Annotated in this window: 14 protein-coding genes; 7 read left to right on the plus strand and 7 right to left on the minus strand. The window is 71.7% G+C overall.

The window, feature by feature from the left end; genetic code table 11:
* The first annotated feature begins 187 nt into the window (after positions 1 to 187).
* The gene (locus tag AW270_RS31640) at positions 188 to 1,873 is read left to right on the plus strand and encodes a DEAD/DEAH box helicase (protein ID WP_061299794.1); all 1,686 of its coding nucleotides are present in this window, start codon (positions 188 to 190) and stop codon (positions 1,871 to 1,873) included.
* Positions 1,874 to 1,937: 64 nt separating this feature from the next.
* Positions 1,938 to 2,813 (plus strand): alpha/beta fold hydrolase, encoded by an 876-nt coding sequence (locus AW270_RS31645; RefSeq protein WP_061299795.1) that lies wholly within the window; start codon positions 1,938 to 1,940, stop codon positions 2,811 to 2,813.
* Here AW270_RS31645 and AW270_RS31650 read toward each other — a convergent pair.
* From AW270_RS31650 to AW270_RS31660, 3 genes are read right to left on the minus strand one after another with little or no spacing between them, the layout of a single operon-like run.
* Positions 2,810 to 3,622 (minus strand): RecB family exonuclease, encoded by an 813-nt coding sequence (locus AW270_RS31650; RefSeq protein WP_174549906.1) that lies wholly within the window; start codon positions 3,620 to 3,622, stop codon positions 2,810 to 2,812. The two genes, AW270_RS31645 and AW270_RS31650, sit on opposite strands and share 4 nt — an antisense overlap.
* Before the next feature lie 29 nt (positions 3,623 to 3,651).
* On the minus strand, positions 3,652 to 4,368 hold the full coding sequence (locus AW270_RS31655; protein WP_061299878.1) for an MBL fold metallo-hydrolase: 717 nt from the start codon (positions 4,366 to 4,368) through the stop codon (positions 3,652 to 3,654).
* A 10-nt stretch (positions 4,369 to 4,378) separates the two neighbouring features.
* Positions 4,379 to 5,008 (minus strand): DUF6758 family protein, encoded by a 630-nt coding sequence (locus tag AW270_RS31660; protein ID WP_082801974.1) that lies wholly within the window; start codon positions 5,006 to 5,008, stop codon positions 4,379 to 4,381.
* Between the two features lie 72 nt (positions 5,009 to 5,080).
* Between AW270_RS31660 and AW270_RS31665 the strand changes: the two genes are divergently transcribed.
* Positions 5,081 to 5,443 carry an NUDIX hydrolase gene (locus AW270_RS31665; RefSeq protein ID WP_061299797.1) on the plus strand — a complete coding sequence of 121 codons (363 nt, stop codon included), beginning with the start codon at positions 5,081 to 5,083 and terminating at the stop codon, positions 5,441 to 5,443.
* A 6-nt stretch (positions 5,444 to 5,449) separates the two neighbouring features.
* Here AW270_RS31665 and AW270_RS31670 read toward each other — a convergent pair whose 3' ends face one another.
* Both AW270_RS31670 and AW270_RS31675 read right to left on the minus strand, forming a co-directional pair.
* Entirely contained in the window at positions 5,450 to 8,701 is a 3,252-nt protein-coding gene (locus AW270_RS31670) for a hypothetical protein (protein WP_157522903.1), read from the minus strand.
* A gap of 105 nt (positions 8,702 to 8,806) precedes the next feature.
* Entirely contained in the window at positions 8,807 to 9,733 is a 927-nt protein-coding gene (locus AW270_RS31675) for a CPBP family intramembrane glutamic endopeptidase (protein ID WP_061299799.1), read from the minus strand.
* Positions 9,734 to 9,879: 146 nt separating this feature from the next.
* On the opposite strand from AW270_RS31675, the gene AW270_RS31680 reads away from it, so the two are divergent.
* Together AW270_RS31680 and AW270_RS31685 are read left to right on the plus strand one after the other, a co-directional pair.
* Positions 9,880 to 10,548: a hypothetical protein gene (locus AW270_RS31680; protein WP_157522906.1), complete on the plus strand. Its 669-nt coding sequence runs from the start codon at positions 9,880 to 9,882 to the stop codon at positions 10,546 to 10,548.
* 64 nt (positions 10,549 to 10,612) lie between these two features.
* Complete coding sequence (locus tag AW270_RS31685; protein WP_061299801.1) at positions 10,613 to 11,170, plus strand: DUF6529 family protein; 558 nt, start codon at positions 10,613 to 10,615, stop codon at positions 11,168 to 11,170.
* 64 nt (positions 11,171 to 11,234) lie between these two features.
* Here the strand turns inward: AW270_RS31685 and AW270_RS31690 are convergent, their stop codons facing one another.
* On the minus strand, positions 11,235 to 12,170 hold the full coding sequence (locus AW270_RS31690) for an HpcH/HpaI aldolase/citrate lyase family protein (protein WP_061299802.1): 936 nt from the start codon (positions 12,168 to 12,170) through the stop codon (positions 11,235 to 11,237).
* A gap of 113 nt (positions 12,171 to 12,283) precedes the next feature.
* On the opposite strand from AW270_RS31690, the gene AW270_RS31695 reads away from it, so the two are divergent.
* Both AW270_RS31695 and AW270_RS31700 read left to right on the plus strand, forming a co-directional pair.
* The gene (locus AW270_RS31695; protein ID WP_061299803.1) at positions 12,284 to 12,844 is read left to right on the plus strand and encodes a biotin transporter BioY; all 561 of its coding nucleotides are present in this window, start codon (positions 12,284 to 12,286) and stop codon (positions 12,842 to 12,844) included.
* A gap of 32 nt (positions 12,845 to 12,876) precedes the next feature.
* The gene (locus AW270_RS31700) at positions 12,877 to 13,242 is read left to right on the plus strand and encodes a hypothetical protein (protein WP_061299804.1); all 366 of its coding nucleotides are present in this window, start codon (positions 12,877 to 12,879) and stop codon (positions 13,240 to 13,242) included.
* Here AW270_RS31700 and AW270_RS31705 read toward each other — a convergent pair.
* A complete protein-coding gene (locus tag AW270_RS31705) occupies positions 13,226 to 14,176 on the minus strand; it encodes an EamA family transporter (RefSeq protein ID WP_061299805.1) in 951 nt (316 codons plus the stop codon). The two genes, AW270_RS31700 and AW270_RS31705, sit on opposite strands and share 17 nt — an antisense overlap.
* Positions 14,177 to 14,247 lie beyond the last annotated feature (71 nt).

The following is a 14,247-nucleotide window of genomic DNA, read 5'->3' on the forward strand; positions in this document are numbered from 1 at the left end:
GTCGCGTACGACGTCGAAGGCGCCTTTCGTAAGGACCCGGCACGCGAGCCCGTTTGGTCACGAAGCCGCCTTCGCCACACGACTGAGGCAGGCGACGATTACGACGTTCCGAGACCTGGGTGTCATCCCAGAGATCGCCGATGCCCTGGAGACAGAGGGCATCGTCTCACCCTTCCCCATCCAGGAGATGGCTCTCCCCCTCGCGCTGTCCGGCCAGGACGTCATCGGCCAGGCCCGCACCGGGACCGGAAAGACCTACGCCTTCGGCGTCGCGATGCTCCAGTCCGTGGGGAAGCCCCGCAAGAACCGCAAGAAGCCCCGGGGCCTCGTCCTGGTTCCGACCCGTGAGCTGGCCCTCCAGGTGACCGAGGACCTCGTCCTCGCCGCCGGGAAGCTCGGCTCGCGCATCCTGACCGTCTACGGCGGGCGCGCCTACGAGCCCCAGGTCGAGGCGCTGAAGAGCGGTGTCGACGTGATCGTCGGCACCCCCGGCCGGCTGCTCGACCTGATCAAGCAGAAGCACCTCGACCTCAGCCAGATCACCATGATGGTGCTCGACGAGGCCGACCGGATGCTTGACCTGGGCTTCCTGCCCGACATCGAGCGCATCATCAAGCTGGTTCCGCAGGAGCGGCAGACCATGCTCTTCTCGGCCACCATGCCGGGCGAGATCGTGGCCCTCTCGCGGCGCTACCTGACGCGTCCCATCCACGTGCGCGCGGAAACGACCGAGGAGGAGAACGAAGCCCCCTCGAACACCACGCAGTTCGTCTACCGCACCCACCGGATGGACAAGATCGAGATCGTGGCCCGGCTGCTCCAGGCCGAGGGCCGCGGGCTCACGATGGTCTTCTGCGAGACCAAGCGGGCCTGCGACATGGTCCACGAGCAGCTCAAGGACCGCGGCTTCGCGGCCGCGGCCGTCCACGGCGACCTCGGCCAGGGCCAGCGCGAGCAGGCTCTGCGGGCCTTCCGCAACGGCAAGATCGACGTGCTGGTCGCCACCGACGTGGCCGCCCGCGGCATCGACATCGACGACGTGACCCACGTCGTCAACTACGACCTGCCGCAGGACGAGAAGACCTACGTCCACCGCATCGGCCGCACCGGCCGGGCCGGCCGCACCGGTGTCGCGGTGACGTTCGTCGAATGGACCGAGATGACCCGCTGGAAGGTCATCAACAACGCCCTGGGCCTCGGCAACCCCGAGCCGGCCGAGTCCTACTCCAGCTCGCCCCACGTGTTCGAGGAACTGCACATCCCGGCGGGCACCAAGGGCGTGCTGCCGCGCGCCAACCGCTCGCGGGCCGGCCTCGACGCCGAGGAGATCGAGGACCTCGGCGAGACCGGCCGCACCCGCAGCCGCCGGGGCGACAGAGACCGGGACAGAGACCGGGACAGAGACCGGGACCGCGACCGGGAGAGGGACGAGCGCAAGGAGCGCCCGGCCCGCAACCGCCGCCGCACCCGCGCCGGCCGCACGTCCGACGAGACGGCCGAGGTCACCGAGACCGTCACACCAGTCGCAGCCGTCGCAGCCGTCACACCGGTCGCCGCGCCCGTCGCCGAAGCCGTCAAGGCCGTCGAGGAGCCCGTCGTGCCGCTGTTCGAGGGCGACATCCTCGACCCGATCCACGATGAGATCCACGAAGTCGAAGAGGAGGTGGAGATCTCTCCCATGGAGACCACCAGGACAGCCGAACCCGAGAAGATCATCCCGGCCAGCCCGTTCGCGATCATCTTCCGCTCGCCCGACCTGGCCACCGACGACGATCTGCCCGCGCCCTCGGCCGCGACCGAGCGCAAGGCCCAGCGTCGCGGCGGCCCGCACAACGGCTCGGGCGGCAACCGCCCGCGCCCGCGCCGCAACTAGCTCCGAACACCGCAGGGCTCCGCTCATCTGCGGCGCCCTGCGGGTTTCAGTATCGTGGCTTCACGTGAGTACGCCGAGATTCCTGACCCTGCCACCAGGGGTGAGCCCCAAGCGGATCGAGACGCCCGAAGGGGTGTTCGCCGCTCTTGAGGCCCTTCCCGGCAGCGGCCTGCCCGACCGGTGGCCGGCCGTGCTGGTGCCCGGCTACACGGGCAGCAAGGAAGACTTCATCTCGGTCCTGCAGACCCTGGCCCAGGCCGGCCGCCGCGTCGTCGCCATCGACCTGAAGGGCCAGTTCGAGACACCCGGCCCCGACGACCCCTCCGCCTACACGTGCGCGGCCCTGGGCCGCGACGTCGACGCCCTGGTGAACGTGGTGGGCGGCGGAGAGCCCGTCCACCTGCTCGGACACTCCTTCGGCGGCCTGGTCACCCGCGAGACCGTGCTCGACGGCACGGCCAAGCTGGCGTCCTACACGCTCATGTCCACCGGGCCCGCCGGAATGGTCGGCCCCCGCGAGGTGGCCGGGCGGCGGATGCTGGCCAAGATGCCCGAGCTCGACCTCGAAGCGATGTGGACCGAGAAGATGGAGCCCGACGCGCTCCGCGCGGGCGTGCCCGAGGAGATCGTCGACTTCCTGCGCCGGCGTCTGTTCGCCAACTCGCTGGTCGGCCTGGAGTGCATGGGCCGCGCCGTCCTCGACGCCGACGACCGCGTCGACGAACTCGCCGAGACCGGCCTGCCGACCCTGGTCCTCTACGGCGAACACGACGACGGCTGGCCGCCCAGGCTCCAGTCGGAGATGGCCGACCGCCTCGACTGCGAGTGCGTCGTCGTCCCGGGTGCGGTCCACAGCCCCGCGGTCGAGGCCCCGGAGACGACGGCGGCGGCCCTCACGAGGTTCTGGAACACCGCCGAGAGCGCGATGCTGTCGCGCTAGCCGAGGGGCGCCAGGCCGTCCCAGGGTTCCTTGTCGGGGGCGGCCGCCTGACCCTCGGGGCAGTGGCGGCGGAAGTCGCACCAGGAGCACAGCACGCCCGGCGACGGCGCGAAGGTCTCGTCCTTCGCCTCGCCCGCGCGGTAGGCCTCGTCGGCCTCCTGGGCCTCGGCCGCGATCTGGTCGGCCCGCGACAGATGCCGGGCCAGGGACTCGTCGGTGTGTTCCCACTCGACGACCTCGCCGGTCGGTAAATGGTGCAGCTCGACCCGGTGGCACGGACGCCGCAGGACCCGGCTCGCCGCGACGGCGTAGATCGCCAGGGCGAGGGAGCCGCGCGCGTCGTCGCTGGTCAGCGGGCGGCGGCCGGTCTTGTAGTCGACCACGACCAGCTCTTCGCCACGCCGGTCGAGACGGTCGATGCGGCCGGAGACAGCCATCACCGAGGTGCGGGTCGCGACCGTGCGTTCCACGCCCACCGGCTCGTCGGAGGGGTCGAGCGTGGAGACGTAGCCGGAGACCATCTCCCTGGCGCGGTCACGCCACTTCAGCGACTGTTCCGCGTCGCGGAAACCCTCGGTGATCCAGCCGTTGGAGACCAGGATCGCCGCCGACAGCGGGGTTCGCCGCTGGTAGGGCTCCCGCCACCACGCCGCCAGGGCGTTGTGGACCGACGCGCCGACGCTGTTGTGGCCCCACGGCGGCCCCTTCTGGGGGGCGGGCCGGTCGAGGTAGGTGAACCGGTAGCGGCGGCGGCAGTCGAGCCAGGAGTTCAGCCGCGACGGCGTGCAGGAAAAGAGCCGCCGCGGCATGCCTTCCAGGGGGAGTTGCTCCACCGCGCTCAGTGGTCGTCGACGTTGAGGCGGATGCCCGACGCGCGGGTGCCGTCGGTCAGCGGGCCCTCCTGCGGCTGCTCCTCGGGGTCGGCGGTCAGCGAACCGGAGAGCCACCGGTCGAACAGGGGCTCCAGGTCGCCGATCGTGGTCTCTTCGCCGTGGGCGGGGAGGACCCGGGTGTCGCCGGGGAGGGTGAAGAGCCGCTCGCCGATGGAGGTGAGCTGGTCGGCCAGGGCCGGGTAGTCACCGCCGAGCTTGCCGGGGCCGTCGGCCAGCAGGGTCTTGCCGGTGAACACGACGCCCAGCGACTCGGCCAGCAGCGACACGCCGCCCGAGGTCACACCCGGGGTGCTCATGACCTCGAGCTCGGTGTCGGCGACGGCGAACAGGCCCTCGTCCTCCATCTCGATGTCGGGCCAGGTGTCTTCCCAGGTCTGCCGCCACAGGCGCTTGTCCTTGGGGCTCAGGGCGATCACGGCCTCGTCGCGGGCGGCCACCTCGATGGCGCCGCCGACGTGGTCGGGCAGCCCGTGAGTGCAGATGACGGCGAGAACCTGTCGCTCGCCGACCTTCTCCAGGATCTTCTCCGCGTCACGCGCGGGGTCGATGACGATGACCTCCTCGTCGTCACCCACGATCCAGGTGTTGTTCTCAACCTTGTGCTCGACGTCGTCGATCTCGACGACCCCCGAGGTCACCACTCGCTCGATACGCGCTGTCACGAACAGCACTCTAGCCCGTCTCCGCTGCGCCTTCCCCCGTCAGACGGGGAGAGAACGCCCCGAAGGGCACGTCCCATTCGAGATCGCGGAGATCGGCCAGCGCGAGCTGCATCAGCGTGATCAGGTTTCCGGCCTCGGCGGGCCACGCGACGGCCCACAGCCAGCGCCCGGCGGCCTCGCCTACATAGACGGCCCGATCCGCCGGCACACCCCTGCGCACCACCCAGAGCGGGATCGAATGGCCGTTGGCGTCGATCTTGGTGATCGGCGGCCGGTCGGCGATGTCACCGGGGTCGGGCCCAGGGAGGCCGGCGTACGCGGACCCCAGCCCCACCCCCACCTCCTCGGAGATGATCAGCAGGTCGGCGGGCCCGTAGCTGAGCGAGGGCCCGGAGACGGCGACGACGCTGGCCCGGTCGCCCGCCTCGGCGAACCCGGTGACGAGCCACCCGGCGGGCAGCGGCCACGGCACCCAGACGGGCACGGCGGAGCCCCTCATGAGTTCGACGGCGGCCGGGCCGGGCGGGTGGGAGTGGTGCGGCAGCACCTCACCGTGGACGGGACATCGCCAGCCGCCGGACCGCGTGCCTTGCTCGGTCAGCGTGCCGAAACACCGGGGACAGGTGGGCGCGGCTCTCACAGTTACTCACCGTGCTCCGCCGACCGGGACCCGTCAAGGCCCCCCGAGCCTTTTAGCCGTAATCTTGGCGTTATGCGATGTGTGGGGGCCGTCATCCGCGACACCGAGGGTCGCCTCCTGCTCATCCAGCGTGGCCACCCGCCGTCGGAGGGCCTGTGGTCCCTGCCGGGCGGCCGCGTCGAGGAGGACGAGACCGACCACGAGGCCCTGCGCCGCGAGATCCGCGAGGAGACAGGCCTGGAGATCGAGGTCGGCGCCCTGGCCGGCACGGTGATGATCGGCTTCTACGAGATCTTCGACTACCACGCCCACGTGACCGGCGGCGAGCTCACCCCGGGCGACGACGCGTCGGCGGCGACCTGGGCCACCGCCGACGATCTCGTCCGCCTCCCGCTGACGAAGGGCCTCCTCGACTTCCTGGACGGCCTGATCTGACCCCGGCTACGCGTCTCCCGACGACAGCGTGCTGCGCCAGATGGTGATGTTGTCGGTCGTGCTCGTCGTCGAGCGGCCGACCGCGATCACCCGCTGGCCGGAGATCGTCACCGCCTCCAGCCACTGGGCGCCCGGCCCGCCGAGCCCGTCTTCGACCAGCCCGTGGCGGACCCAGACCAGCCCGTCCTCCGACGCCCACACCGAGCTGTCGACCTCGTTCCCGGTCCCGTGGGCCCCCACGGCGACGATCCCGCGCTCGCTGGCCGTCAGGTCGAGGACCACGGCCGGGGCCTCGGCGGGCAGCCAGGCGAACTCCCAGCTGTCGCCGCCGTCTCCGCTCACCGCCGAAAAGGGACGGGCCCCGTCGTCGGTCAGCGCGGTCCCGGTCGCGATCAGCCTGCCGTCGCGGGCGATCACGTGGCGCAGCCCGGCCGACTGGGCGTCGTCGGGCAGCACCCGGTTCTTGGCCTCCCAGGTCAGCCCGTCATTGGAGACCCAGACGACCCCGCTTTCCCGCTCGGACCGGCCGGACCCGCCGATGGCCACGAACCCGTCGTCGGTGGCGGCGACGTCGTGGATGCGGACCTCGGACGCCCCGGCGGGCAGCCGGGGCACGCGGGTGAACTTCTTCAGGTCGCCGGTGAACCAGAGCGCCGGGCCGACGCCCGCGCCGGACTGGTCCTCCCCGGCCAGCACGTATCCCTTCGGCCCGGCCGCGACCGTCTGCGGCGCGAGCGAGACGTGGCCCTCGGGCGTGGCCATCTCCGGACCCTGCCGCCATCCCTTGCCGTCGGAGGACACCACGAGAAGCGGCTTGGTGACGAGCAGATCGGCCATCGTGCTGCCCACCGCGAGCCAGCCCTTGGGGCCGTAGGCGACGTCGGAGAGGGCCTGCCGCCCTGATCCGCCGAGCCACTGGGAGTTGATCGCCCGCCAGTTGGCGCCGTTGTTGCCGCTGGTCCAGATGCCCGCGTCGCCGTTGGCCGAGCCGACCGCGACGAACGCGCCGCCCGCCGCCAGCACGCCGGAGGTGTTGCGGGCCAGCCGGTTCAGGCCGGGCACGCTCTCCAGAGGCACCGCCTCGGCGGACTTGCCCTTCTCCGCCGTCATCAGGACAGGCAGGTTCTCCACGTCACCGGCGCCGCGCTTGTCGCCGCCGGCGACAAGGCGTCCGCTGTCGGTGATGGTCAGCCCGCGCAGCGTGCCCGGGATCGCGCCGAGGTCGGCCCGCTTGCGCCAGTCGCGGCCGTCGTCGCTGGTGAAGAGGGCGTACTCCTCCCACGCCGACTCCACCACGGCGGCCAGCCCCGCGCCGGAGGCGGCCAGCCCGCGCACCCCGCTTCCAGCCGGGCTGAGCGGCCCGATCGTCCCGCAGGCGGTCCAGTTCTGCCCTTCCGGCGAGCAGTGCACCCGCACGCCGGGCCCGGGGAACCGCTGCCCGGTCGGCACCAGCACGAAGCCGTCACCCGACGCCGCCAGCGCGCCCGTCTCGGGCCTGATGTCCTTCAGAGCCGTGGCGGTACGCAGCCACGTCCGCCCGCCGTCGTCCGAACGGAGGATCACCGTGGCGGTCCCCGCGCCGGGTTCGGCCAGGGCGACGACCTTGTCCCCCTTGGCCACGACCGCTTTGACGGTGCGGATCATGTCCGGCGTGCCGATCCGGGGGGTCTCGACCCGGGTCCACGCCTGGCCGTCGGCCGAGGTCCAGGCGACCGCGCCCGCGGTGCCGTCGGGCTGGGCGGTGCTGCCGACCGCGACGAACCCGGTGGCGGTCCGGGCCAGATCGGTCACCCGGTCGGACTCCAGGAACATCCCCAGGCGAGCCGGGTCGACCGCCGCCCACGAACGCCCGTCGGCCGAGGTCCACATGCCGCGTCCGGACGGCCCGGCGGGGTCGGTGCTGACCGCCAGCCACTTCCCGCCGCTTCCGACGACCCGGCCGGGCGAGCCGGGCGCGTCCTCGTACCCGGGGGGACCGTTGACCTCGCCGAGCGTCCAGTCCTTGCCGTCGTTGGCCGAGACGACGAACAGGGGACGCGCGACCGCGCTGGTGGTGTCGGTGCCGACGGCCACGATCGTCGAGCCCGACGACGCGACCGAGGTGAGCACCTGCCGGGACCCGTTGCCCGGCAGCCCGGGGGCCTGGAACGCCGAGTCGCCCGACTGCCCGTCGCCGAGCGCGAGCCGGATGCCCGACGTGGCCGGGGCCGTGGCCCATCTGACCACGAACAGCCCGAACACCGCGGCCGTGATGACCGCGACGATGACCAGCAGCGGCAGCCCGATCCGGGGCCTGCGCCGCTGCGTCCGCACCCCGCGCCGGCCGTGCTTGCCGCCGCGCGGCGGCCCGAGGGTGGCCAGCACGTCAGGCCGCAACGGCCGCCCGCCCGGCGGCTTCCCGATCCGCTCCGGCGGCTTCCGCACGGCGGGAACCGCCGCCGCCACGTCACCGTCCCGCCGCCCCGGCCCGAACTCCGGCTCCGGCACGAACTCGGGTTCGGCCGGGATGGCCGGCTGGACCCGGATGCCGTGCTCACGCGGCGGCCCTGAGGCGACCAGCTTGTCGGGGTAGGGCCGCCGAGCCTGCCGTTCGTCGTCGTCGGGCGGCTGCGGGCTGGAGTAGGGCCGGTGGTGGCGGGGCGGGAAGTCGGAGGGCCGGTTCTGGCGGAGGCCGGGGTCGGGCGGGTAGATGCCTTCGGGGGTCGCGTCCTCGCCCCGGATGCCCGGATCGAGCGGATAGACCGGCTCGACCCCGGGCGGCAGGTCGCCGTCCCGCGCGGCCCCGCCCAGTCCGGCGAGCCCGGTCAGCCGCCCGGTGTCCCTCAGGCCGGCCGGCGCGTCCTCCCGAGGTCCGGCCTCTGTGTCCTGGCCGGGCGGGGCCACCGGGGGCGACGGCAACGGCGAGCCCGCGAGCGGCCAGACGACCTGGTCTTCGGGTTCGCCGGGCCGGGGCCCGATCGGGCCGTGGCGGCGCTCGCCCAGCGCCTCGAAGGGTAACGACCCGATCGCCCGCCGGGGCTGGGTCATGCCGAGGCTGTCGTCGTGTTCCGGCTCTGGGTCGTCGTCAGGCCGGGCCGGGCCGCCGTAGGGGCGTCGGCCGCGTACCGGAGGCTCTTCGGGGGTCGGCGCGGCGAAGGGGGGCAGTGCCCAAGGGGAGGTGCGGCGGCGGGGAGACTCCTCGGGGGTCGTGGCAGGGCCCGGTGGCGAGTGGTGGAGCTTGGGCGGGAGTTCCGGCTGCTCCTCGTCTTCGGGGGGCACGGCCACTTACCTCCTCTATCAGGACCGTTCCACACATGTCTGGGAGGGACGCAATCCCTCTGATACCCCTCCCCCAACCCACGATCACCTCCTCTCTAGTGAGATTTATCCGCCCTCCACTGAAATTCCCGACTTACGCGTCAAAACCACGACACCAACCCCAAAAACGCCAAATTGCACGATCGTTCCCACAAGTGTCTGCCAGGGCAGGGAACCCTGCTCCAGCGCCGATCCCAGGCCCCCCGCGACCGCCGCGATCCCGAACGCCCCGACGTTGTTCACGGCGTGCAGCGCGATGGCCGCCTCCAGACCGCCGGTCCGCACCGACACCCATCCCATGAGAACGCCGAACCCGAAGGTATAGGCGATCCCGAAATCGGTGTAACCGTGAAACGCTGCGAACACGGCCGACGAGACGACGATCCCCCACCAGGGATTGCGCAGATATGCGCCGAAAGCCTGAACCACCCAGCCCCGGAACGCGTACTCCTCTGCAGCCGCTTGTATGGGCACGAGGAGAAGGATCACCAGCAACGGCACGAGCAGATTCGACCAGCCCGCCCAGCCGTAACCAGGAGATTCCCCCGTAGCCAGCAGGGTCAGGCTCTGGGCGGCCTCCCCCAGCACCACCGCGAGGACCGCCAATGGAACGCATCGGAAGAGCCACCGCCACCGCAGCCGTCCCGCGACCGACGACAGGGTTCCGGGCGGGCGCCGCTGCACCAGCCACGCCGCCCCCAGCACGACGGGGATCAGGATCGCGATGGCCACGAGCTGGAACGCGAGGTCGAGAACCGGATCCTCGAACAGCACCCGGCCGGGCGAGAGCGTCGTCGGCTCGCCCAGGCCCACGGCCAGGATCACCCCGAGCAGGCCCAGCGCCGCCGACAGCGCCACGTAGACGACCACGATCAGCACCGTGCCGAGCAGGGGCCGCCACCACCGGTTCGCCGGGGTGCGGGCGAGCTGGTCGTACCGCGAACCGGGTGGTGGCGGGACGATCCACGGCGAAACTGATGGCTGCTGGATCACGCCCCCATTCTCATCCCTGACGAGTGCGCATTAGTCCACAGACAGACGCGGCTCGCCGCGTTTCACTCTGGGGCAGGAACCAATCCCAGGAGATACGGAAAATGAGCCGGCTAGGACCCATATACACATTGGCCGTCGGAGCCGTGATGACCGCCGGACTGACGGTGGCCAGCGCGACGGCCTCGCCCGCCATCCAGGAGACCGCCGCGATCCCGGCGGCCGCCCCCCAGGCCAACACCGAGGCCACACCCGAGGCCACCCCCGAGCCCACCGCCGACACCGCCGACGCCACCCAGGAGCCCGAGGAGGTGGCCGCCCCCGAGCAGCAGGAGGACCCCACCCCGAAGAAGGCCGACTACGCGGGCGTCGTCGACCAGAACGGCGGCCTGATCGCCATCTCGATCCGCAACGGCAAGGTGGTCGGCTACTTCTGCGACGGCCAGATCGAGGCGTGGCTGCGCGGCACCGCCGCCGACAACACCGTCACCCTCGAAGGCAAGGACACCCTGGTCACCGCCGCCCTCCGCGGCGGCAAGGCGCAGGGCCGCATCGAGTTCAAGAACAAGTCGTGGCGCTTCTCGGCCGCGACCGTCAAGAAGCCCTCAGGCCTCTACCGGGCCACCGCCCAGGTCCGCGGCGCGCGCGTCGTCGGCGGCTGGATCAAGCTCCCCAACGGCCAGTCGGTCGGCCGCCTGATGATCGGCGAGAACGCCGGCGAGGCCGCCCCGGCCTTCGACGGCGGCGTCCAGGAGTGGTACGGCATCCCGCTGACCCCCCAGGACCCCGACCAGTTCATCGACGCCTTCCTGTCCTAGATCCGCCGGGCCTGCCTGGGCCCCGACTCCTTGACGACCTCCTTGAGAAGCCTGAGAGCCTGAGATGTCCCACACTCAAGTCGCCCCCCAGCACCGTGGCGCCGTCGCCCTCCTCGTCATCCCCGTGCTCGCCGGCGGCCTGGTCGCCGCCGCGCTCGGGGTGTACGGCGAGCTTCACCCCCCGACCGGTTTCGCCGTCGGCATCGCCGGGTTCTCCGGCCCGCTGGCGATGAAGGTCTGGCTGACCACGATCGCGGCCGTGCTCGCGCTCGTGCAGGTGTTCACTGCCTTCGCCATCTGGGGCCGGATCCCCGTCCAGGGTTCGTGGCCCGGTCCGGTGCACCGCTGGTCGGGGCGGCTGGCCTTCCTGGCCACCGTGCCGGTCGCCTTCCACTGCCTCTACTCGGTGGGCGCGCGCTACGACGACCCGCGCGTCATGTTCCACTCGATCCTCGGCTGCCTCTTCTACGGCGTGTTCGTCACGAAGATGCTGTCGCTGCCCAAGCGCGGCCTGCCCGGCTGGAGCCTGCCGGTCCTCGGCGGCCTGCTGTTCACCCTGCTCATCGGCCTCTGGCTGACCTCGTCGTTCTGGTTCTTCACCACGATCGGCATCCAATTCTGAGCCTGTCTCCTGGGCAGGTTCACCGCGCGTGCCACGCCCGGCCTTCGGCCGTCCGCGTCCCGCTTCAGGGCCGCTCGAACCCCTTCGTCCGGGCGAGCCCTGCGGCGCGGCCCTTGGCCGCCACCACCAGCGCCATCTTCCGGGACGCCTCATCGATCATCTCGTCGCCGAGCATGACCGCGCCGCGCTTCTCGACCGTCGTGTAGTAGTCGTAGGCGTCGAGGATGAGCTCGGCGTGGTCGTAGTCGTCCTGCTCGGGCGAGAACACCGCGTTGCCCGCGTCGATCTGGCCGGGGTGCAGGACCCACTTCCCGTCGAACCCGAGCGCCGCCGCCCGCGCCGCGACCCGCCGGAACCCCTCGACGTCCTTGATCTGCAGGTAGGGCCCGTCGATCGCCTGCAGCCCGTGGGCCCTGGCGGCCATGAGGATGCGCATCAGGATGTAGTGGTAGGCGTCGCCCTCGCCGTAGCCCGGCGGCTGCTCCCCCACCACGAGCGTGCGCATCCCGATCGAGGCCATGAAGTCGGCCGGCCCGAACACCAGCGTCTCGACCCGGGGGGAGGACGCCGCGATCTCGTCGACGTTCACCAGCCCCCGGGCGCTCTCGATCTGCGCCTCGATCCCGATCGCGCCGACGGGCAGCCCTGCGGCCTTCTCGACCTGCGTCAGCAGCAGGTCGAGCCAGCGCACGTGGGACGCGTCCTCGACCTTGGGCAGCATCAGGCAGTGGAGCCGGTCCCCGGCCCCCTCGACCACCTCGATGACGTCGCGGTAGGTCCACTGGGTCGACAGGTCGTTGACCCGCACGACCACGGTCTTGCCGCCCCAGTCGCCCGTCTTCAGCGCCGAGACGATGTTCCCCCGGGCCTGCTCCTTGGCCAGCGGGGCCACCGAGTCCTCCAGGTCGAGGAAGACCTCGTCGGCGGGCAACCCCTGGGCCTTCTCCAGAAACCTCGGGTTGCTCCCCGGAACCGCCAGACACGTACGACGCGCGCGCATGGGCCAACCCTACAAACCCAGGCGGTGGACGTTGTGCCCGGCGTCATAGGGGGTGCATAGGTGATCTATGTGATTAATAGTGAGGTAAGTCCGCCTCCCATAGGAGCCAGCAGATGTCCCGAGCCGTCGCCGCGAGCCGTCCCGCGGTCCTGTCCGACCTCATCCCCGGCACGATCGTTCGTGACGTCGTCCTCGTCGTCGCGGCCGCCGCGCTGACCGGCGCGGCCGCCCAGGTGGCGTTCCCGGTCCCCGGCAGCCCCGTGCCGGTCACCCTCCAGACCTTCGCCGTGCTGCTGTCGGGCGCCACGCTCGGCCTGTGGCGGGCCGCCGCCGGCATGGCCCTCTACCTGCTCGCGGGCCTGGCGGGGGTGCCGTGGTTCACCGCCGCGGGCGACGCCACGCTCGGCTACGTCGTCGGCTTCTTCCTGGCCGCCGCCGTCGTCGGCGCCCTGGCCGGACGCGGCGGCGACCGCACCGTCGGCAGGGCCGTGGTCACGATGGTCCTCGGCACCGTCCTGATCTACCTGGTGGGCGTGCCGTGGCTGGCCCTCGCCGCCGACATGAGCCTGGCGACCGCGATCGAGAAGGGCGTCGTGCCGTTCCTGATCGGCGACGGGATCAAGGTCCTGCTCGCGGCCGGACTCCTCCCCGCGGCCTGGAAAATCGCCTCCTGACAGTCGTCTTGACCTGTGGAAAACTGACCGTCATGAGCCCCGCGTTGATCGAAGACGCCGCGAAGCGGTCGAGCGTGCTCTGGGTGGTGCTGCCCGAAGGCACCCGCCTGGCCTGGCACGTCTGGCATGACGACGCCATCTACCTGGTGGTCGGGGGCGGGGAGCAGAACCTCCCCGGCCTCACCGCCCAACACGAGATCGAGGTCGTGCTCCGCAGCAAGGACAACGGCGCCCAGCTCGTCCGCTTCCCCGCGGCGGTCGAGGTCGTCGACCAGAAATCGAGCCCCGACGTGGTGGCCGCCCTCGCCAAGGAGCGACTGAACGCCCCCGACGCCACCGGCCTGCAGGCGCGCTGGGCCAAGCGCTCGGCGGTGGTCCGCCTCAGGCCGACGGGTTGAGAACCGGCTCACGCACGGCGGGCGCCACCTCTTCGGGGGCCCGCCGCGCGGTGGCCGTCTGGGCCAGCAGCGCCCCGAGCAGCACGACCGCGCCACCGACGATCTGGTAGGCGCCCAGCGCCTCACCCAGCAGGACCCACGCGATCAGCGCGCCGGTGATGACCTCCAGCGAGGCCACCGTCGCCCCCACCGCCGCCGACAGCCGCCGCACCGCCGTCACCCCCGCGATGTACGCCACCACGGTCGCCACCAGGATCAGCCACCCGGCCGCCCCGGCCACCGGAAGCGTGTTGCCCGCCACGGTCACGACGTCGCCGAACACCGACCAGTCGATCCCCCACGGCTGCGCGAACGGCACCAGAACCACCGCCGCGCCGATCATGCCCCAGGCCACCAGCCCGAGCGGATCGACGTGGAGGTTGTCGCTCATCAGGAAATATCCGGCGCAGCACGCCGCCGCCAGCAGGGCCAGCACCAGCCCCAGGGCGTCGAGCCGCAGCCCGTCCCAGACCTCGACGACGACCGCCAGCCCGGCCACCGCGATCACCGCGCCGACATAGGCCGCGCGAGGCAGCCTGATCCGCCGGACGAACCGCACCCAGAGCACGACCAGGACCGGCGAGGTGTACTCGATCAGCAGCGTCACGCCGACGGGCAGCCGCTGGATGGCCAGGAAGTACAGAGCCTGCACCCCGGCGACGGCGACCAGGGCGTACACCCCGAAGAAGAGCCACTGGGAACGGGGGATGCGCAGCGCGGCGGGGCGCAGCAGCGCGAGCGCGACCAGGAGCAGCAGCCCGGCGCCGGCCATCCGCACCCACACCGACTCAAGCGGGGCGAGCCCTGCGGCGTTCAGATATTTCGCCATCGGCCCGGAGAATCCGAAGCAAACAGCGGACACGGCCGCGATTCCAAGGCTGACTGACCGGATCATGACTCTTCCCTGTAACTACCGTTGACCTACTTTGATCCTGTCATATCCGAGCGGACCGGGGCATCCCCATA

Origin of the sequence: Herbidospora cretacea, assembly GCF_001570605.1 — a bacterium.
Taxonomy (GTDB): Bacteria; Actinomycetota; Actinomycetes; order Streptosporangiales; family Streptosporangiaceae; genus Herbidospora; species Herbidospora cretacea.